Below are 19,336 nucleotides of genomic sequence, written 5' to 3'. Positions count from 1 at the left end.
TGAGCCTGTTGGCTCACGTGATCAGATCCGTGACGGATGGGAATGGTTGTACGGCAGGTAAACAATTTGTGCGGGAAATTTTGAGATCAAGGAACCCGCACGTCAGCCGTCAGTCGAACCACCGGTCCCGCGCCAGCTCCTCCGTCCGCGACGGGTCCTCCAGCAGGGCCGCCACCTCGAACCGCCGCGGCCACTGCCCCGCCGCCCAGGCGAGCCCCGCGGCGACGCCCTCCACGGTGGCGGCGTGCAGCACACCGTCGGAGGTCAGCCGCCAGTCCAGCTCCACGCCGTCGACGACGAGTTCCTCGTGTTCGACATACGTCGACGGGGTGCGCGCCCCGAGCAGGCCCCGTACCGAATCCGGTACGGCGTGCTCGGCGCCCTCGGAGTCCACCTCACCGGTGACGGACTCGCTCAGCCGCCGCACCTGGAACAGCTCGGCCAGCTCGGCGGCCCGCGCGGGCCGCACCGGCAGCAGCGGGACGCCCTCGGTGAAGGGCAGCAGGTCGGGCGAGTCGACGACCACGGCGTCGGCGGCGTCCACGACCTCGACCCGCCCGTCGACGACGGCACGCAGCTCGTCCGGCAGGGTCACCTGGTCGGGATCGAGGTCGGCCAAAGAGCCGTAGAGGGCGTGCAGTTGGGCGCCGGTGACCTCACGGTCCGGGTCGGCGAGGCGGTCGAGCAGCTCGGCGGCCCCGCCGGGCTCGTCGAGCAGCGCGGCCACGGACGTCCGCACGCCGAGCGCCCGCAGCACCTGCTCGTCGTCGAACCCGGTCGCGTCGGCCTCGTCGTACAGACCGCGCAGGAGCGGATCGCCGCCGGAGGCCAGCAGCCCGGCGGGGCGGCGGCCGTCGAGCACCGGGTGCCCGCGCAGCCACCATGCCGTGTAGGGCCGTACGACTTCGTGCGTGCCGTCGGGCAGCAGGATCCGTACCGGCTGGGTGAGGGCGTCGCGCAGGGGCGGCTGGGCGAGCAGGGCGAGGGCCTGCGGCCACTTGTCGTCGTCCACCAGGTCCAGGTCCCGTACGGCGATCAGCTCGGTGGCGACCGGCGGTACGGGCGTGTCCGGGAAGCGGTCGAGGACGTCCTCGCTCCACACGTCCACGGCGTCCAGCAGTCCGGCGTCGTCGGGCTCGGCGTAGTCGCCCTCGCGGGGCTCCAGTTCGTCGGGGTCGAGGACGACGTCGGTGGCCCGGACGAGGGCGAAGTTGGCGAGCACACCACAGGCGGCCAGCGGCTGCTGACCCCACTTGTCGGCCAACTCGCCGTCGACGGTGGCGAGTTCCTCTTCCCGCATGACCTGGTGGAAGGGACTGCCGGGGAGGACGAGTTCGCCGGCCGGGGCGAGCTCCCCGTCCTCGTCGGGAAGGGCCAGGGCGCCGAGCCACGGCTCGTCACCGGGCTCCAGACCCGCATCCCTTACGAGCGCGAGGACCGTGTCGGCCAGCTCCTCGGCGTCGGGCGCGTCCTGCTCCCAGTCGAGCCCGCCCTCCTCGTCGAGGGAGGCGGCGACGGCGGCGCGCACCTGCGGGGTGGTGAGGACGGCGCGGGGTGTCGCCGGGAGGGCGCCGAGCTTCTCCAGGAGGGGGTGGGCGGCGTCCGGGTGGGCGACCTTGAGGCCCAGTCGGGCGAGCACCTCGGGGTCGATGCGGGCGGCATCCGCGGTCGGCAGCAGGACCTGCCGGGGCCCGATGGTCGTACGCCCGTCGGCGAGCGGGACCGGGAGGCCCGAGAGCCGGTCCGGGTCCACTCCCGCCAGGCTGTCGTAGAGCCGCCGCCACCAGCCGGGCTCCTTCTCCAGCCCCGCTAGCCGGTCCACGGCGTCGGTGAGCGGGACCCGGGCGACGCCCAACGTCCTGAGCTCCACGCGCCGTTCGAGGCCGGCGGGGAGCAGGGTGGGCAGCACCTCGGCGAGGACCCGCACGGTGTCGGCGCCCGCGCCCTCGACGACCTCGGCATCCCGCGGCCGCAGGGACTCGGGCAGCTCGTCGTCGTCCCCGTGGGGCTCGGCGGCCGGCGGCAGGAAGGAGGTGCGGGGCAGCCGCTCGAGGATCGCCTGCCGCAGGGCTCCGTCCAACTCCCCCTTGCCCAGCGGCCCGGGCACGAGACCGATGATCCCGTCGCCCACCGGCCGCCACTCGGCGAGGAGTTCGGCGTACGCGTCCGCCGCGCGCTGCACCAGGAAGTCGGTGAGCGGACCGGGGGCCGCGTGCCGGCGGGTGGTGTCGAGCGGGAAGGAGGCGATGAGCAGGGCGGGGACGCCGAGGGGCTCGTCGCTGGGGGTGGGGGCGTGGACGTACGGGCTGGTCCGGGGGCGGGCCGGACCGCCGCCGTCGGAGTCGACCGGCACCGCCCAGGTCACGGACCAGTGGGGCCGCAGCCGCTCCTCCACGGGCCGGTCGGCGAGGAGCTCCGCGGTGAGCGGGCCGTGCGCGGAGACGGTGCGCCAGCGGGTGGTGCCCTCGAGGGAGTCCTCCACGACGGTGAGGGGGCCGTCGGCGGTGCGGCGGAGGGTGCGGACGGTGTCGGTCTCCACGACCACCTCCTCCAGGCCCGGGAGTGCGAGCAGGAGGGCGTCGTCGACGGCGTCGAGGAGGCGTTCGGCGAGGTCGGCGGCGGCGGTGTCGCGCAGCGGGAGGATGACGGCCGTGTCGTAGGGGTCGGGGGCGGTGCCCTCGGCGGCGAAGGGGAGGCGCAGAAGCGGTACATGCCCGTCCCGCCGCCGGATCTCGTCCCCCAGTCCCGGACTGTGCCGGGCGGTGTCGGCGGCCAGCGCCCGGGCCTCGGCGAGGGACCAGCGGACGCCGCCGTGGCGGCCGACGACGGCGGGCTCGTCGGTGACGGCGAGTACGGCGGAGAAGCCGACGCCGAAGCGTCCGACGGACGTGTCGTCGGCGCCCCGCTTGGCGGAGGCACGGAGGGTGGCGAGGGACTCGACGCCGGTCGCGTCGAGCGGGGCGCCGGTGTTGGCGGCGACGAGGACGCCGTCGCGGAGGGTGAGGCGGAGGCGGCCGGGGACGCCGGCGCGGGCGGCCGCGTCGGCGGCGTTCTGGGCGAGCTCTACGACGAGGCGGTCGCGGTAGCCGCCGAGGACGAGGTCCTCCTCGGCGTTGGCGTCCTCGCGGAAGCGGGCGGGGCTGGTGGCCCACGCGTCCAGCACTCCGCGGCGCAGGCGGGCGGTGCCGAACGGGTCCGCACCTTCGGGGGCCGGCCGCACGAACTTGCTCACGTTGACTCTCCTCATCGGCGTGAGCACGAAGGTACCGCGAGATGTTCTTCGCCCCCGCCGCCCCTACCCGTCCCGTCCCCAGGGGCTTCGCCCCTTCGACCCCGCCAGAGGGCTCCGCCCCCTGACCCCCGGCGGGGACTGCGTCCCCTGCACCCCTCCCCGGGACTGCGTCCCCTGCACCCCTCCCCGGGGCTCCGCCCCGGACCCCGATCGGCCTGAACGGCCTCGTCCTCAACGCCGAACGGGCTGAGAGTGCCGCAGGGTTACGAGTGGCCCAGTTCCGCCGACGCCTCGTCCGGGACCGCCGACACCGAACCCGAGTCCGCCGCCGGCCGCAGCGGGAAGGGGTCCACCTTCGTCTCGTCGATCACCGGCGCAGCCGGCTGGGGCGGCTTCGGCATGATCGCGGCCTCGGAGTGGCCCCCGCAGCCGTAGGCAAGGGAGACCACACGACCGTCGGCCGGTGAGAACTCGTTCGCGCAGACGCCGAAGGCCTGGCCCAGGGAACCGCCGATCGGCTGCAGGAAGCCGCAGCTCACGCAGGATGCGGGCGCCGCCTGCGCCATCGGCGTCTTCGAGCCGTACGACTCCTCCCAGCGGTCCGCGGCGACATGCAGGCCGTAGCGCGACAGAACACGGGCCCTGCGCATGCCCAGTTCCTCGGCGACCGACGCGATCGAGCCGCGGATCGGCACGACGGGAAGGTTCGCGGGGGCACCCGCCGTGACCTCCGCGTCCTCCGCCTCCACCAGTTCCGCCATCTCCTCCGAGACGGGAGAGGCCGGGGGCGGCTCGTCCTCGCCGGAGTAGCCGGGCTCCAGGCGCAGATCCTCGGCATCGGTGGGCAGCAGGTCGCCGGGGCCCATGTCGCCGGGGCGTAGGCGCTCGCTCCACGGCACCCACTCAGGCGCGAGCAGCGCGTCCGGGCCGGGGAGGAGGACCACCTCGTCCAGCGTGACGACCTTGGCACGGGAGGCGCGGGCCACGGTGACCGCCCAGCGCCAGCCCCGGTACCCGAGCTCCTTGCACTCGAAGAAGTGCGTGACAACGCGGTCGCCCTCGGACGCGTGCCCCGCGTGCTCGCCGACCACGCCGGGCGCGGCGGCCTCCTCGGCTGCGGCGCGGGCGAGGTCGACGGCCTCGGCACACAGGCGGTCGGGGGTGCGGCTTCGCGTTGTCGCTGCGCTCACAGGTATCGCTTCTCTCCTACGCCGTCACTCGGGTGCGCCGGCCTGAAGGCGGTGGGTGCGGACGGAGCGGACCGAAGGACCGCGTCGACGTCCGCGCCCGATCGCGCTCGGGCGCACCTCATACATCCATTCTGCGGGATGTTCGTGAGGCGCGCGGCCGAGAACGTTCGCCACGGCGCGCTACGCACGCTACCTTCTCGCGACCGCTCGGCCTACACCGACGGGACGTTTCCCCATCACCTCAGGGCGATCGACTCGCCAAGTACGCGCCCATACGCGCGGTAACCGCACTACACACAGCTTTCTCGGGGCACTATGGCGGAGTGGCAGCCGCAAGGACACCCCAAGGAGCCACCGGGGTCGGTGGGGTCAAGGGCAGCAGTCGTGGTGGCGGTTCGGGCCGGTTCGGCGGGTCCGTCCGCGCGGTCGGCCGTGCCCTGCACTTCCCGGTGACCGGAACCGCCCGCGGCATCAGGAAGGCCACGCATGCGCACGGGGCCGGCGAGTCCGGCCTCGGCAAGCTGATCGAACTGCATGCGGTCAACGGCGCCGGCGACGTCATGATCACCGTCGCGCTCGCCTCGACCGTCTTCTTCTCCGTGCCGACGGACGAGGCGCGGGGGCGCGTCGCGCTCTATCTCGCCATCACCATGGCGCCCTTCACCGTCCTCGCCCCCGTCATCGGGCCGCTCCTCGACCGGCTCCCGCACGGCCGCCGCGCCGCGATGGCGGGCTCGATGCTCGCCCGGGCACTGCTCGCGCTGATCATCGCCGGCGCCGTCAGCACCGGCAGCCTGCAGCTGTATCCGGCCGCGCTGGGCGTGCTGGTCGCGTCGAAGGCGTACGGCGTGGTGAGAAGTGCCGTCGTGCCCCGGCTGCTCCCGCCCAAGTTCTCCCTCGTCAAGGCCAACTCGCGGGTCACGCTCGGCGGGCTCCTCGCCACCGGTGTCGCCGCGCCGATCGGCGCGGGCCTGCACTCGATCGGGCCGCGCTGGCCGCTCTACGGCGCCTTCGTGATCTACATCTGGGGCATGTTCCTGTCCTTCACCCTGGCCCCGAAGGTCGACTCGGCCAAGGGCGAGGACACTGCACTGCTCGCGGCGGACGCCGAGCATCTGCACGGGCCGCACCTCAAACCGGTCAAGCGGCCGGGTCTCAGGACGGTCGGCATCGCGGTCACCCACGCGCTCGGCGCGAACGCGGCCCTGCGCTGGCTGTCCGGTTTCCTGACCTTCTTCCTCGCCTTCCTGCTGCGCGAGCATCCCCTGACCGGTTCCAGCGCGGCCGTCTCGCTGGGGATAGTGGCCGTCGCGGCGGGTGTGGGCAACGCGCTCGGTACGGCAGTCGGGGCGGGGCTGCGGCAGCGGGCGCCGGAGATCATCATCGTGACGGTCCTGCCGATCGTGCTCGGCGTGGCGATCACGGCCGCGATCTTCTTCGGCGCGTTCCTCGTGGCGTGCCTGGCCGCGTTCGCCGGGTTCTCGCAGGCGCTGGCCAAGCTGTCCCTGGACGCGCTGATCCAGCGGGACGTGCCCGAGACGGTGCGCCCGTCGGCGTTCGCACGCTCCGAGACCATGCTGCAGATGGCGTGGGTGCTGGGCGGCGCGATCGGCATCGTGATGCCCCTGAACGGCACGGCGGGCCTGTGCGTGGCCGCCGCGGTCATCGCCCTCGGCTGGGTCACCACGGTCCGCGGCCTGCTGAGCTCCGCCCACCGCGGGGGCGGCGTGAAGCCTCGCGTGGCGTAACACACGGGCACGCCGTACCCCACGTAGAGAGAGCTCCTGACGCGCCCTATAGCCTTCGGCCATGACCTCGATGCAATCCGCTGTGCGACGCCGCCGCGCCGTCGCCGCCGCCGGCGCCGTTTCCGCCGGACTGCTCGTCCTGTCGGCGTGTGACAAGCCGACGCCGCTGTCCACGATCACGGTCGGCCGCTCCTCGGTCAGCTCGGAGGCCACCTGCGGCGGCGAGGGCAAGACCCTGCAGACCGCGGACCTCGCGAAGTGCCTGAAGGACAACGACATCAAGTCCATCAAGGTCGACCCCGACGAGACCGTCCGCTTCGGCGTCGACCCCGAGATCGCCGACAAGCGGTGGACGATCCTGATGAACGGTCAGCCGCTCGTCGAGGACAGCGACAAGACCTACCGCACCATCCCGGGCAGCGTCTTCTTCAACGCCCAGTACGGCGCCCAGGGCAACTCCACCCTGGTCACCATCAAGGCGGGCGACGGCAAGAAGAGCAGCAGTGCCGCGACCGGCCTGTGGTCCTTCAAGCTCAAGAAGGACGACTGACCACGTCTTCCGTACGTGTCCTGGTAGCCACCGCGGTTCCCGCCGAACGGGACGCGGTGGCAAGGGCGTTCACCGGCGACGACATCACGGTGATCGCCGCCGGTGTGGGCCCCGCCCTCGCCGCCGCCTCCACCGCGACCGCCCTCACCACCGCCGCCCTGCAGGGCGTGCCGTACGGTCTCGTCGTCTCCGCCGGGATCGCCGGCGGCTTCCAGCCCGAGGCGCCCGTCGGCTCGCTCGTCGTCGCCGACGAGATCACCGCGGCCGATCTGGGCGCCGAGACCGCCGAGGGGTTCGTACCGGTCACCGAACTCGGCTTCGGGACCGTCACCCACCGTCCGCCGAATGCACTCGTACGAGACCTCGTGGCCGCCACCGGAGCTCGCCCCGGCGTCGTACTGACCGTCTCCACGGTGACCGGCACCGCCGAGCGCGCCGCGGAGCTCCGCGCCCGCCACCCCCGTGCTCTCGCCGAGGCGATGGAGGGCTTCGGGGTCGCCGAGGCGGCCGCCGCACATGACGTGCCCGTGCTGGAGATACGCGCGGTCTCCAACCCCGTCGGCCCGCGCGACCGCGCCGCGTGGCGCATCGGCGACGCGCTCGCGGCCCTGACGGAGGCCTTCGGGAAGCTCGCGCCCGTACTGGAGAGTTGGAACAGCCATGACCAGTGAGCAGCCGCTGCAGATCGCGTACTCGCCCTGCCCGAACGACACCTTCGTCTTCGACGCCCTCGCACACGGCCGCGTCCCGGGTGCGCCCGCGCTCGACGTGACGTTCGCGGACATCGACATCACCAACGGCATGGCCGAGCGCGGCGAGTTCGACGTGCTGAAGGTGTCGTACGCGGTGCTGCCGTACGTTCTCGGCGAGTACACGCTGCTGCCCTGCGGGGGCGCGCTGGGGCGGGGCTGCGGGCCGCTGGTGCTCACCCGGGGACCCGGAGATCTGACGGGTCGTACCGTCGCCGTGCCGAGCGAGAGGTCGACGGCGTATCTGTTGTTCCGGCTGTGGGCGGCGGACACGGTCCCCGGCGGGGTCGGCGAGATCGTGGTGATGCCCTTCCACGAGATCATGCCCGCCGTGCGGGACGGGAAGGTCGACGCGGGACTCGTCATCCACGAGGCGCGCTTCACGTACCAGAACTACGGCCTGCACAAGCTCGCGGACATGGGCGAGCACTGGGAGGACACCACCGGCCTCCCCATCCCGCTGGGCGCGATCATCGCCAAGCGGTCGCTGGGCGCGGAGGCCCTGACGGGGCTGGCCGACTCCATCCGCACCTCCGTGCGCGCCGCCTGGGACGACCCCGAGGTCTCCCGGCCGTACGTCATGGAGCACGCGCAGGAGATGGATCCGGCCGTCGCCGACCAGCACATCGGGCTGTACGTCAACGAGTTCACCGCGGATCTGGGGGACGACGGGTACGCGGCGATCCGGGGGTTGTTGACCCGGGCGGCGGCGGAAGGGCTGGTGCCGGCGCTCGGGCCGGACGCGCTCGCCTTCCCCTGAGCCGGGTGCTCCGGTCGGGTCAGCAGTCCTCGTCGCCGTCGGCCAGGGGTGTGCGGGGCGGCCAGTGGGCCAGGGACAGCATGCCCAGGACCTTGCGGATGAGGAACCAGGCCAGCGGGAGTTCGACGGCCACCGCGAGCACCGCGGACAGCCACACGTCCGGGGTGCCGAGGGCGAGCGAGACGTCGAACCACGCGTCGCAGATCAGCAGCGCCGCCGTCGCGGCGGCCGCCACGGCGACGGCGCGGTGGCGGCGCCAGCCGAGCAGGGCGGTGCACGCCATCGCGAGCACGAGCAGGGCGTCGAAGCCTACCCAGGCCGTGCGCCACTGGCGGACCGTGTAGCCGCTGGGCAGCGTGAACCACAGCAGGACCGTCCACGGGACCAGGCCCACGGCGGAGACGGTGAGCAGTTCCAGGGTGTGCCGACGCTGCCGCCGGATCCGCTCCAGCAGTTCGGTGGACGGGGCCTTGTTCATGGCCCCGTCCCCGGGGTCGGTACGTATGTCGGTCACGTCGGCTGTTTCGAGGAGTTACACGTCGAGCTGGTCGGCGACGGCGCGGAGCAGGCCGGCGATCTTCTTGCCGGAGGCCTTGTCGGGGTAGCGGCCCTTCTCGAGCATCGGCGTGATGTTCTCGAGGAGAGTCGTCAGATCCTGGACGATGGAAGCCAGTTCGTCCGGCTTCTTACGGGTGGCCGCCGCGACCGACGGCGTCGGATCCAGGACGGTGACCGAGAGCGCCTGGTCGCCGCGCTGTCCGGCGACGACGCCGAACTCCACGCGCTGGCCCGGCTTGAGCGTCTCGACTCCGGCGGGGAGGACCGAGGAATGGACGAAGACGTCACCGCCGTCGTCACGGGAGAGAAAGCCGAAGCCCTTCTCGCTGTTGAACCACTTGACCTTGCCGGTAGGCACGTCTGTCCTCGTCCTCGTACTCGTCGGAAAACTGCTTCGGAAACGGCTCTTGATAGCACTGGGGCGGGTCGTCGCGGACCCGCCGGTACCAAGGCTAATGGTCTTCAGGCGGGTGACAAGACGTCGCCGGGTTGTTCCTTCGGGCTGGGAACTACCCTGGTCCGGTGCGTGACAAAACCCAAACGAATTCCGCCGAGCCCGGTGACCGACTGATCCGTGCCGGAGCCATCGTGTTCTTCCTCGGTGCCCTGGCCACACTCGTCACAGTGGCTCCGCTGTTCCTCCACGCGAAGCCTTTTCCGACCTACATGTTCGGACTGAGCATGCTCATGGGAGTCGGCTTCCTGATCGCCGCTGCCGGAGTGCTGCGTTCGATTGCGGCGGGCCGCCGTCAGGCGCGCGCCGGGCGGTAGTCCGCCAGCCAGCCCGGGAACTCCGTGAGGTCTCCGAGCACCACGTCCGCACCGGCCGTGCTCAGCTCCTCGACGCTGCACGGACCGGTCGCCACGGCGACGGACAGCGCATCGGCCTTGCGCGCACCGCGCACATCCCCGACGTGGTCGCCGACGTAGACCCCGGCCGCGTGCTCGCGCAGTGCCTCCGCCTTCTGCTCGGCCCACAGGTCGCCGACGACCTCGTCGGGCTGGATGCCGAGGTGCTCCAGGTGCAGCTTGGCATTCGGCTCGTACTTCGCGGTGACCACGATCGCCCGCCCGCCGGCCGCCTGCACGGCGTCGATCGCCTCGCGGGCGCCGGTCATCGCGGGCGTCGCGGCGATGGCGATCGTCGGGTACATCGACCGGTACAGATCGGCCATGACCCTGATCTGCTCCTCGGGGAACCAGTTGATCAGCTCCTCGGCGAGCGGCGGCCCGAGCCGGGTGACCGCGAGGTCGGCGTCGATGTACGTCCCCGTCCGCTCGGACAGCGCCTGGTAGCAGGCGCGGATGCCGGGCCGGGAGTCGATGAGGGTCATGTCGAGATCGAAGCCGACGGTCAGGGCGGGCGCAGTCGTGGAGGCCATATGGGCCATTGTGCCCATGCCCTGCGGCGGGAAGTCGCCCGACCGGTGTGAGCTACATCTTCCTCGTCGGCGACCTACAGCTTCCTCTGCGACCGCCATACGACGAACAGCGCCGACAGCACCGCCGCGCCCCGCACCACCCACGGCCAGGTCTGGGCGACGGCGTCGTTCATGTGGCCCTGGGCGATGGGGTCGCCCCACCGGCCCTCGTTCCTGCCCCACAGCCACACGATTCCGGCCGCGACGGCCACGCTCGGCATGCCGATGACCGCCCATTTCGACTCGTTCTGGGTCAGCCGGCGCGAGGCGTAGGCGATGAGCCAACCCAGCAGCAGGGCGAACCAGTTGCCGAGGACCGCGCCGACGACGAGCAGCCCGGCGGCGATCAGGAGGAGCGGGTTGCTCCAGCCGCCGGCGGGCAGGGCGAGGCGGCGGCGCTCCTTGGCCGGTGCCTCGGCCACGACCTCTTCCTCGGCCTCCACGGCCTTCTCGGTGGCCGGTGGCTGCTTCTCCTCCTCCGGTTCCTTCGGGCGGGGCGGCCTGAGGAGCTCCGGGATCTCCACACCGCCGGTGAATCCCGGGACGCTCTCCCCGAACGGGGTGCTGTCCACCCGCCACCAGTCGGGCCGGGTGGCGCTGTCGCCGAGTTCCGCGGCGCTGGCGAGGTGCGGTGGGGAAGGGGCGTCGGAGGGGGCGGGCCGCTCGGGCTGGGCGGGGCGCGGGCGGGGTACCACCTTGCGCAGGCTCTTCGGCAGCCGCTTGCCGTCGTCCGGCTCGTCGTCGCGCTGTACGGGCACGTGGGTGGGCGTCGCCCGCGGGGTACCGGCGGTGCCTCCCGCTGCGGCGACGACCTCGTCGGGAGTGCCGAGCCGGGAGAGGATGCGGCGGACGGCGGCGGGACTGTCGACGGTCGCCTTGGCCCGGCGGCGGTCGATCTCGTTGCGCAGCTCCGACACCAGGCGCATGCGCGCGGCCGACGGCAGCTGCCGTTGCTGCGCCACGTCGCCGACGCGGCTCAGATACTCGTAGACGACCTTGTCGCTCTCGATACCCACGAAGTCCCCTCCGGGGTCGGGCTGTTGAAAACCCCGCGGGACGAAGGTAGCGCAGGTCAGCAACAACCAGCCCGTCCGGCGATTGAGGACGAGGCCCTTCAGGGCCGACGGGGGTCTGGGGGCGCAGCCCCCAGGGACGCGTACCCCCGCCCACCCGCAGCTAGTCGGCTCAACCGCCGGAGGCACCCGCTACCGTGAGTCAGATGAGCACCCCGGCGACAACGCCCCGCTCCCTCGCGGAAGCCCTCCGCGCCAGGGACGACGCCTCGCTGGCCGCGCTGCTGCGCAGCCGTCCCGATCTCATCACCCCGGTCCCCACCGACCTCACCCAGCTGGCCACCCGCGCCGGCACCCGCGCCTCGGTGGTCCGCGCCCTCGAGCGGCTGGACCGTTTCGCGCTGCAGACGGCGGAAGCGCTGGCGGTGGCGGCGGACCCGGCGTCGTACGACGAGCTGCTCGGGCTGATGAGCGGGGACGAGGGCGATCCGGCGGTCGTCACGGCGCTCCCCCGGGCCCTGGGCACGCTGCGTGAGCAGGCCCTCGTGTGGGGTGGTGACGACCGGCTGCGGCTGGTGCGCACCGCCCGGGAGCTGCTCGCGCCGTCGCCGCAGCACCCGTCACCGACAGGGCTCGGGCAGAGCGTGCAGGAGGCGACCGCGGGTATGTCGCCGGGCCGTATCCAGGAGATCGTCGGCGCCGCCGGGCTGCCCTCGACGCATGACTCCGTGTCCGCCGTGGCCGCGCTGACCGGCCTGTTCGCCGACCGCAGGCGGATGGGCGCGCTGCTCGCCGAGGCGTCCGCGGAGTCGCGGGAGGTGCTGGAGCGACTGGTGTGGGGGCCGCCGTACGGCCAGGTCACGGCCGATCCGGCGCCCCGGCTGCGCTGGCTGCTGGACCGGGGGCTGCTGCTGCCGACGGCGCCCGGGACCGTCGTACTCCCGCGTGAGGTGGCGCTGCACCTGCGCGGCGGCCGTGCGCACCGGGCCACCGAGCCGATGCCGCCCGCGCTGGAGCCGACGGCCGTGCACCGTCCACAGGTTGTGGACGCGACGGCGGCCGGGCAGGCGTACACCGCGCTGGCGACCGTCGAGGAGCTGCTGAAGGACTGGGACGAGGGCGGGCCGACCGTGCTGCGGGCCGGCGGGCTGAGCGTGCGGGACCTTAAGCGGACCGCGGTTGCGCTCGACGTGTCCGAGCCCGTCGCCGCCTTCTGGGTCGAACTCGCCTACGCGGCGGGGCTGCTGGCCTCCGACGGGGAGGCCGACGAGCGGTACGCGGCGACCCCGGCCTACGACGAGTGGCTGGAGCGGCCCGCCGCCGAGCGCTGGACGCAGCTGGCGGAGGCCTGGCTGACGGCGACGCGCACGGCGGGGGTGGTCGGCGGGCGGGACGCGAAGGACCGGACGCTGTCGGCGCTCGGGCCGGGTCTCGACCGCAGCGCGGCGCCGGAGATACGGCATCGGGTGCTGACGCTGCTGGCCGGGCTGTCCGAGGGGGCGTCGCCGTCCGCCGAGTCGGTGCTGGCACGGCTGAAGTGGGAGCGGCCGCTGCGGGGACCTCAGCAGGACGACGATCTGCGCGGACGGCTCGCCAAGTGGGCGCTGTCGGAGGCGGAGATGCTGGGCGTGACGGGGCGGGGCGCCCTGTCCGCGCACGGGCGGGCGCTGCTGGGGGCACCGGCGCCGGCGAAGCCCGCGCACACGAAGGAGGGCCCCGGCGACAAGCTCCCCGTCCACCACGTACCGGTCGTCCTGGAGCCCCTCTCCCCCGCGGAACAGGCCACCGCCTCGGCCGCGGCCACCCGCCTCCTCACCCCGCTCCTCCCCGAACCCCTGGACCACGTCCTGCTCCAGGCGGACCTGACGGCGGTCGCACCCGGCCCCCTCCAGCGGCCGCTGGCCGACATGCTGGGGGTGCTGGCGGACGTGGAGTCGAAGGGCGGGGCGACGGTGTACCGCTTCACGCCCGGTTCGGTACGGCGGGCCCTGGACGCCGGCCGCACCGCCTCCGACCTGCAGGCCTTCCTCGCCACCCACTCCCGCACCCCGGTGCCGCAGCCGCTGGCGTATCTGATCGACGACGTGGCCCGCAAGCACGGCCATCTGCGGGTCGGGGCGGCTTCGGCGTACGTGCGCTGCGACGACGACGCCCTGCTGAACGAGATCCTCGCCGACAAGCGCGCCGCGGGCCTGCGGCTGCGGCGCCTCGCGCCCACCGTGCTCGCCACCCAGGCCGACCCGGCGACCCTCCTCGACGGTCTGCGCGCGATGGGCTTCGCGCCGGCCGCCGAATCCGCGGAGGGCGACGTCCTGATCACCCGCATCGACGCCCACCGCACCCCGCCCCGCACCGCCCCCGAGCCGGTCCCGGACGGCCCCCCGACCCCCGACGCGACGCTCCTCGCGGCCGCGATCCGCGCCATCAGGGCGGGCGACCTGGCCTCGACGACCCCACGCAAACCGACCGACACGACCACCCCGCCGGCACCCGGCGGCCTCCCCCGCACCAGCTCCGCCGAGACCCTCGCCACCATGCAGGCCGCCGTCCTCACCGGCGAGGCCCTGTGGATCGGCTACGTCAACGCCGAGGGCTCCGCCAGCCAGCGCGTCATCGCCCCGATCCGCGTGGAGGGCGGCTTCGTCACGGCGTACGACCACACGGCGGACGAGGTACGGACGTATCCGCTGCACCGGGTCACGGGGGTCGCGGAGCTGGCGGACGAGGCGTGAACCCATGCTCTTCGTGACCGCTCCACCGGGGCTTCTGGCACTGTTCACCCCGGGCTTCCGGTGCAGGCCCGTGGGCAGCGTTTCCTGAACGGGACCGGAACCTGGACCGGCATTTCGACGAAGGGGGCCTCATGGCCACGACGATCCGCCGCGCAGTCATCCCAGCCGCCGGGCTGGGCTCCCGGCTCCTCCCCCTCACCAAGGCGATCCCGAAGGAGATGCTGCCCGTCGGTGACAGGCCCGTCGTCGAGCACACCGTCCGCGAGCTCGTGGCATCCGGGATCACCGACATCACGATCGTCGTGTCCGGCGGGAAGGGACTGATCCAGGACCATTTCCGGCCGAATCCGGCGCTCGTCGCCCAGCTGCGGGCGGACGGCAAGACGGCCTACGCGGACGCGGTGGAGGAGGTCGGCGAGCTCTCCCGGCTCGGCCACATCACCTACCTCGACCAGCACGGCCCGTACGGCAACGGCACCCCGGTCCTGAACGCCGCCCGCAACGTCGGCGACGAGCCGATCCTGGTGCTGTGGCCGGACGACGTCTTCGTCGCCGAGGTCCCCCGCGCCCAGCAGCTGATCCGCGCCTACGAGGCGACCAGCTGCCCGGTCCTCGCCCTCCTCCCGATGGACCCGGCCGACTCACAGCGCTACGGCGTCCCCCGGGTCAAGGAGGACCTCGGCGACGGCCTCCTCCGCATCACCGGCCTGGTCGAGAAGCCCGAGCCCCGGGACGCGCCCTCCGCGTACGCGGCCATCGGCGGCTACGTCATCACGCCGGGGATCGTCGAGGAACTGCGGAAGCAGACCAAGGCCTGGTACGAGCACCGGACCGGCGAGATCTACCTGACCGACGCCATCAACGCCTACGCCGCCACCAAGGCGGTGTACGGCCAGGTCATCCAGGGCCGCTGGTACGACACCGGCAACCCGCTGGCCTACCTGACCGCCCAGTTCGCGGCCGCCCTCGCCGACCCGGAGTACGGACCGCATCTGCGCCGCCTGGCCGAGCTCACCGAGGGCCGGCCCTGACGCCCTGGTCGACAGGGAGCGGAAGCGGTACGGCGCCGTCGCACGGCCCGCTTGATCACTTGCACATGAGGCACACTTGACGTTTGGCCGTGCGGAAGGGATGGACGTACGTGAACGGACCGCTGATCGTGCAGTCGGACAAGACCCTGCTCCTCGAGGTCGACCACGAGCAGGCCGACGAGTGCCGTCGGGCCATCGCGCCGTTCGCCGAGCTGGAGCGGGCGCCGGAGCACATCCACACCTACCGGGTGACGCCGCTCGGGCTGTGGAACGCGCGCGCGGCCGGGCACGACGCCGAGCAGGTCGTGGACGCGCTCGTGCAGTTCAGCCGGTATCCGGTGCCGCACGCGCTGCTCGTCGACGTCGCCGAGACCATGGACCGGTACGGGCGGCTGACGCTGAGCAAGCACCCCGCGCACGGGCTCGTCCTGACGACCACCGACCGGCCCGTGCTCGAGGAGGTGCTGCGGTCCAAGCGGATCGCGCCGCTGGTCGGGGCCCGGATCGACCCGGACACAGTGATCGTCCACCCCTCCGAGCGCGGGCAGATCAAGCAGACGCTGCTCAAGCTGGGGTGGCCCGCCGAGGACCTCGCCGGTTACGTCGACGGCGAGGCGCACGCTATCGAGCTCGTCGAGGACGGGTGGGCGCTCAGGCCGTATCAGAAGCAGGCCGTGGAGAACTTCTGGCACGGCGGCAGCGGGGTCGTCGTGCTGCCCTGTGGTGCCGGTAAGACGCTCGTCGGTGCCGGGTCCATGGCGCAGGCCAAGTCGACCACGCTCATCCTCGTCACCAACACCGTCTCCGCCCGGCAGTGGAAGCACGAGCTGGTGAAGCGGACCTCGCTGACCGAGGACGAGATCGGTGAGTACAGCGGGACGAAGAAGGAGATCCGGCCGGTCACCATCGCCACGTACCAGGTGCTGACGACGAAGCGGAAGGGCGTCTATCCGCACCTGGAGCTCTTCGACTCCCGGGACTGGGGGCTCATCCTCTACGACGAGGTGCACCTGCTGCCCGCGCCGGTCTTCAAGTTCACCGCCGATCTGCAGGCCCGGCGGCGGCTCGGGCTGACGGCGACCCTCGTGCGCGAGGACGGGCGGGAGTCCGACGTCTTCTCGCTCATCGGGCCCAAGCGGTTCGACGCGCCGTGGAAGGAGATCGAGGCGCAGGGGTACATCGCGCCCGCCGACTGCGTGGAGGTACGGGTCAACCTCACCGACTCCGAGCGGCTCGCGTACGCCACCGCCGAGCAGGAGGAGAAGTACCGCTTCTGTGCGACCACGGCGACCAAGCGCAAGGTCACGGAGGCGCTCGTCCGCCGCTTCGCCGGGCAGCAGATCCTCGTCATCGGGCAGTACATCGACCAACTCGACGAGCTGGGCGAGCACTTGAACGCCCCCGTGATCAAGGGCGAGACGTCCAACGCCCAGCGTGAGAAGCTCTTCGGCGCCTTCCGGGAGGGCGAGATCAGCGTCCTGGTCGTGTCCAAGGTCGCGAACTTCTCGATCGACCTGCCGGAGGCGACGGTCGCGATCCAGGTGTCGGGCACCTTCGGCTCACGCCAGGAGGAGGCCCAGCGGCTCGGACGGGTGCTGCGTCCCAAGGCCGACGGTCACCAGGCGCACTTCTACTCCGTCGTCGCCCGAGACACCATCGACCAGGACTTCGCCGCCCATCGCCAGCGCTTCCTGGCGGAGCAGGGGTACGCGTACCGGATCGTGGACGCGGACGAACTGCTGGCAGAGGACTGAGAAGCGGGGCCGCCCAAGAAGGCGTCCGTGCCGTTACTTGCGGCGTACGCCCGATTCCTCGCCGTACTCGCCGAGGACGATCACGTCGAACGCCGCGCCCGCGAACACCTTCACGGCGCGCAGGGCGTCGCCGAGGCGGTGGCGGTGGCTGCCGAGGACGGGAGTGGCGCCGGGCGGGCGCGAGCTGCCGGGGGCCGGGGTGAAGGTTGCTGCGCTCATGTATCCATGGTGGATCGCGAGCCATAAAGGGGGCATCGGCCTCCGGGCCGAACCTCCGTCGTCGCCGTGTACGACTACGGGCAGAGTCCGTCCCTCCCGGGGACTAGGGGGCCGTCCCCTAGGGGGAGGAACCGGAGGGGCCGCGGGGGAGCAGACAGGGCGGCCAAAACCGTTGGCCTCCGCCTCCCCCGCCGGCCTAGAATCTCCGCTCTTGCCCGCCTCCCTCCCCGGAGTGCCGCCGACCGGACGGAAACCGGTCGGCACCGACAGATCACGCACGATCACCCACCCAGCAGGTCTCCGGAGGCACCCCCTTGTCCACGCCCGTCGACGACCCCGCCCCTCTCGACGACCCCCTCTCCCGCGAGCGCACCCACCTCGCCGACTCCCGCGCCGCGCTCCGCGCCATGCGCGAGGACGTCGAGTCGCTCGACATCCGCGACGTCACCGCGAACTGGGTCAACGCCGAGGTCCTGGCCCGCCAGATCGACGAGCGGATCAAGGCGCTGGCCGACCTCAGCGACACCCCGCTGTTCTTCGGCCGCCTCGACTACCTGCACGCTCCGGGCGCCGACCAGGCCGAGGGCGCGGACGGCGAGCGCTTCTACATCGGACGCCGGCACGTGCACGACCACGACGGCGACCCGATGGTGATCGACTGGCGGGCGCCGGTCTCGCAGCCGTTCTACCGGGCGTCCAAGAAGGACCCGCTGGACGTCGCGCTGCGCCGCCGCTTCGGGTACACCCGCGGCGACATCACGGCGTACGAGGACGAGCACCTCTCCGACCCAGCCGAGGCGGCCCGTACCAGCAAGCTGCTCCAGCAGGAGATCGAGCGTCCGCGCGTGGGCCCGATGCGCGACATCGTGGCGACCATCCAGCCCGAGCAGGACGAGATCGTACGGAGCGGGCTGGGCGGAACGGTGTGCGTGCAGGGCGGCCCGGGGACCGGGAAGACGGCCGTCGGCCTGCACCGGGTCGCGTACTTGTTGTACGCCCACCGCGACCGTCTCGCCCGCACCGGCACGCTCGTCATCGGGCCGAACAGGTCCTTCCTGCACTACATCGAGCAAGTGCTGCCCGCACTGGGCGAGTTGACCGTCAGACAGGCCACGGTCGACGACCTGGTGGGCCATGTCGAGGTCAGGGGCGTCGACGACGCGGCGGCCGCGATCATCAAGGGTGACGCAAGGATGGCGGAGGTGCTGCGCCGCGCCGTCTACTCGCACGTCACCATGCCGACCGAGCCGGTGGTCGTGGTGCGCGGTTCGCGTCGCTGGCGGGTTCCGGCGTACGAACTCGGGGACATCGTCCGGGAGTTGCAGGGCCGCGACATCCGCTACGGCGCCGCCCGCGAGGCCCTGCCGCAGCGCATCGCGCACGCCGTGCTGGTGCAGATGGAGCGGTCGGGCGAGGCGCCGGACGACCGGGTGCAGGACGCGGTGGCCCGCAACGCCGCGGTCAAGGCGGCGGTGAAGCAGGTCTGGCCGCTGGTGGACCCGGCGAAACTCGTCCTGCGCCTGCTCACGGACGCGGACTTCCTCGCCGTACACGCGGAGGGGATCCTCGACGAGGACGAGCAGAAGACGATCCTTTGGGCGAAGCCGGTCCGATCGGTGAAGTCCGCCAAGTGGTCCGCAGCGGACGCCGTGTTGATCGACGAGGCCACGGACGTCGTGCAGCGCACGCACTCCCTCGGCCATGTCGTCCTGGACGAGGCGCAGGACCTCTCCCCCATGCAGTACCGCGCGGTCGGCCGCCGCTGCACCACCGGCAGCGCGACCGTCCTCGGCGACCTGGCGCAGGGCACCACGCCCTGGGCGACGAGGAGTTGGGACGAGGCGCTCACCCACCTCGGCAAGGCGGACGGCGTCATCGAGGAGCTGACGGCCGGTTTCCGCGTCCCGACGGACGTCATCACCTACGCCTCCCGGCTCCTCCCGCACATCGCCCCGGGCCTCACCCCGGTCGCGTCGGTCCGCGAGAACCCCGGCTTCTTCGCCCTCCGCCCGACCACCGCCACCACCGAAGTGGTCGCCGCCTGCGAGGAGTTGCTGCGCAACGAGGGCTCCACGGGCCTGATCGCGGCGGACGCCCGCATCCCGGACCTGGCGGAGGCCCTGACGGCGGCGGGCATCAGTTATCTCGCCCCCGGCGAGGAGACGACGACCGAGACCCGCCTCACCCTGGTCCCGGCGTCACTCGCCAAGGGCCTGGAGTACGACTACGTGGTCCTCGACGAGCCGCAGGCGGTGGTCGACGGCGAACCGGACGAGCGGACCGGGTTGCGGCGCCTGTACGTGGCCCTGACCCGAGCCGTCTCGGGCCTGATCGTCACACACGCGGCGCCGCTGCCGCCCCAACTCGGCTGATCCGGAA

The 19,336-nt window shown here is 72.6% G+C and carries 16 protein-coding genes; 9 read left to right on the top strand and 7 right to left on the bottom strand.

Going from position 1 to position 19,336, the window contains the following annotated elements; genetic code table 11:
• Positions 1 to 109: 109 nt before the first annotated feature.
• Positions 110 to 3,232, bottom strand: coding sequence for a sacsin N-terminal ATP-binding-like domain-containing protein (locus tag ACFY1L_RS23475; protein ID WP_388827476.1), 3,123 nt, complete (start codon positions 3,230 to 3,232; stop codon positions 110 to 112).
• A gap of 263 nt (positions 3,233 to 3,495) precedes the next feature.
• Positions 3,496 to 4,422: a DUF3027 domain-containing protein gene (locus ACFY1L_RS23470; protein ID WP_388827473.1), complete on the bottom strand. Its 927-nt coding sequence runs from the start codon at positions 4,420 to 4,422 to the stop codon at positions 3,496 to 3,498.
• Positions 4,423 to 4,745: 323 nt separating this feature from the next.
• On the opposite strand from ACFY1L_RS23470, the gene ACFY1L_RS23465 reads away from it, so the two are divergent.
• From ACFY1L_RS23465 to ACFY1L_RS23450, 4 genes are all read left to right on the top strand, one after another.
• Complete coding sequence (locus ACFY1L_RS23465) at positions 4,746 to 6,170, top strand: MFS transporter (RefSeq protein ID WP_388827470.1); 1,425 nt, start codon at positions 4,746 to 4,748, stop codon at positions 6,168 to 6,170.
• A 61-nt stretch (positions 6,171 to 6,231) separates the two neighbouring features.
• A complete protein-coding gene (locus tag ACFY1L_RS23460; protein WP_388827467.1) occupies positions 6,232 to 6,720 on the top strand; it encodes a DUF2771 domain-containing protein in 489 nt (162 codons plus the stop codon).
• Complete coding sequence (locus ACFY1L_RS23455; protein ID WP_388827464.1) at positions 6,690 to 7,391, top strand: futalosine hydrolase; 702 nt, start codon at positions 6,690 to 6,692, stop codon at positions 7,389 to 7,391. The genes ACFY1L_RS23460 and ACFY1L_RS23455 overlap by 31 nt, the downstream gene beginning before the upstream one ends.
• Positions 7,381 to 8,229, top strand: coding sequence for a 1,4-dihydroxy-6-naphthoate synthase (locus tag ACFY1L_RS23450; protein WP_388827458.1), 849 nt, complete (start codon positions 7,381 to 7,383; stop codon positions 8,227 to 8,229). The genes ACFY1L_RS23455 and ACFY1L_RS23450 overlap by 11 nt, the downstream gene beginning before the upstream one ends.
• Positions 8,230 to 8,248: 19 nt before the next feature.
• Here the strand turns inward: ACFY1L_RS23450 and ACFY1L_RS23445 are convergent, their stop codons facing one another.
• Entirely contained in the window at positions 8,249 to 8,743 is a 495-nt protein-coding gene (locus ACFY1L_RS23445) for a hypothetical protein (RefSeq protein WP_388827455.1), read from the bottom strand.
• Positions 8,744 to 8,761: 18 nt separating this feature from the next.
• Entirely contained in the window at positions 8,762 to 9,145 is a 384-nt protein-coding gene (locus ACFY1L_RS23440) for a cold-shock protein (protein ID WP_126393065.1), read from the bottom strand.
• 164 nt (positions 9,146 to 9,309) lie between these two features.
• Between ACFY1L_RS23440 and ACFY1L_RS23435 the strand changes: the two genes are divergently transcribed.
• On the top strand, positions 9,310 to 9,558 hold the full coding sequence (locus ACFY1L_RS23435; protein ID WP_388827452.1) for a hypothetical protein: 249 nt from the start codon (positions 9,310 to 9,312) through the stop codon (positions 9,556 to 9,558).
• Here ACFY1L_RS23435 and ACFY1L_RS23430 read toward each other — a convergent pair.
• Positions 9,537 to 10,178, bottom strand: coding sequence for an HAD family hydrolase (locus tag ACFY1L_RS23430; protein WP_388827449.1), 642 nt, complete (start codon positions 10,176 to 10,178; stop codon positions 9,537 to 9,539). The genes ACFY1L_RS23435 and ACFY1L_RS23430 overlap by 22 nt on opposite strands.
• A 65-nt stretch (positions 10,179 to 10,243) precedes the next feature.
• The gene (locus tag ACFY1L_RS23425) at positions 10,244 to 11,224 is read right to left on the bottom strand and encodes a hypothetical protein (RefSeq protein WP_388827446.1); all 981 of its coding nucleotides are present in this window, start codon (positions 11,222 to 11,224) and stop codon (positions 10,244 to 10,246) included.
• A 203-nt stretch (positions 11,225 to 11,427) separates the two neighbouring features.
• Between ACFY1L_RS23425 and ACFY1L_RS23420 the strand changes: the two genes are divergently transcribed.
• The 3 genes from ACFY1L_RS23420 (at position 11,428) to ACFY1L_RS23410 (ending at position 16,738) form a co-directional block, all read left to right on the top strand.
• Positions 11,428 to 13,953 carry a helicase-associated domain-containing protein gene (locus tag ACFY1L_RS23420; protein WP_388827443.1) on the top strand — a complete coding sequence of 842 codons (2,526 nt, stop codon included), beginning with the start codon at positions 11,428 to 11,430 and terminating at the stop codon, positions 13,951 to 13,953.
• Positions 13,954 to 14,084: 131 nt separating this feature from the next.
• Positions 14,085 to 14,984 carry a UTP--glucose-1-phosphate uridylyltransferase gene (locus ACFY1L_RS23415; RefSeq protein ID WP_388827440.1) on the top strand — a complete coding sequence of 300 codons (900 nt, stop codon included), beginning with the start codon at positions 14,085 to 14,087 and terminating at the stop codon, positions 14,982 to 14,984.
• A gap of 110 nt (positions 14,985 to 15,094) precedes the next feature.
• Positions 15,095 to 16,738, top strand: a complete 1,644-nt coding sequence (locus tag ACFY1L_RS23410; protein ID WP_388828384.1) for a DNA repair helicase XPB — start codon at positions 15,095 to 15,097, stop codon at positions 16,736 to 16,738.
• A gap of 33 nt (positions 16,739 to 16,771) precedes the next feature.
• Here the strand turns inward: ACFY1L_RS23410 and ACFY1L_RS23405 are convergent, their stop codons facing one another.
• Positions 16,772 to 16,957, bottom strand: a complete 186-nt coding sequence (locus ACFY1L_RS23405) for a hypothetical protein (RefSeq protein ID WP_388827437.1) — start codon at positions 16,955 to 16,957, stop codon at positions 16,772 to 16,774.
• A 314-nt stretch (positions 16,958 to 17,271) separates the two neighbouring features.
• Between ACFY1L_RS23405 and ACFY1L_RS23400 the strand changes: the two genes are divergently transcribed.
• Complete coding sequence (locus tag ACFY1L_RS23400) at positions 17,272 to 19,329, top strand: HelD family protein (protein WP_388827434.1); 2,058 nt, start codon at positions 17,272 to 17,274, stop codon at positions 19,327 to 19,329.
• The last annotated feature ends 7 nt before the right edge of the window (positions 19,330 to 19,336 follow it).

The organism is Streptomyces sp. NPDC001663 (assembly GCF_042893105.1).
In the GTDB taxonomy this organism is placed as follows: Bacteria; Actinomycetota; Actinomycetes; order Streptomycetales; family Streptomycetaceae; genus Streptomyces.
This window is presented reverse-complemented; position numbering and strand designations above follow the sequence as displayed.

What these genes read in the sequence shown, in the direction of transcription:
- ACFY1L_RS23460 (WP_388827467.1), top strand. Translation starts at nt 6,232, where the DNA reads ATGACCTCGATGCAATCCGCTGTGCGACGCCGCCGCGCCGTCGCCGCC.
- ACFY1L_RS23450 (WP_388827458.1), top strand. Translation starts at nt 7,381, where the DNA reads ATGACCAGTGAGCAGCCGCTGCAGATCGCGTACTCGCCCTGCCCGAAC.
- ACFY1L_RS23430 (WP_388827449.1), bottom strand. Translation starts at nt 10,178, where the DNA reads ATGGCCCATATGGCCTCCACGACTGCGCCCGCCCTGACCGTCGGCTTC.
- ACFY1L_RS23420 (WP_388827443.1), top strand. Translation starts at nt 11,428, where the DNA reads ATGAGCACCCCGGCGACAACGCCCCGCTCCCTCGCGGAAGCCCTCCGC.
- ACFY1L_RS23415 (WP_388827440.1), top strand. Translation starts at nt 14,085, where the DNA reads ATGGCCACGACGATCCGCCGCGCAGTCATCCCAGCCGCCGGGCTGGGC.
- ACFY1L_RS23405 (WP_388827437.1), bottom strand. Translation starts at nt 16,957, where the DNA reads ATGAGCGCAGCAACCTTCACCCCGGCCCCCGGCAGCTCGCGCCCGCCC.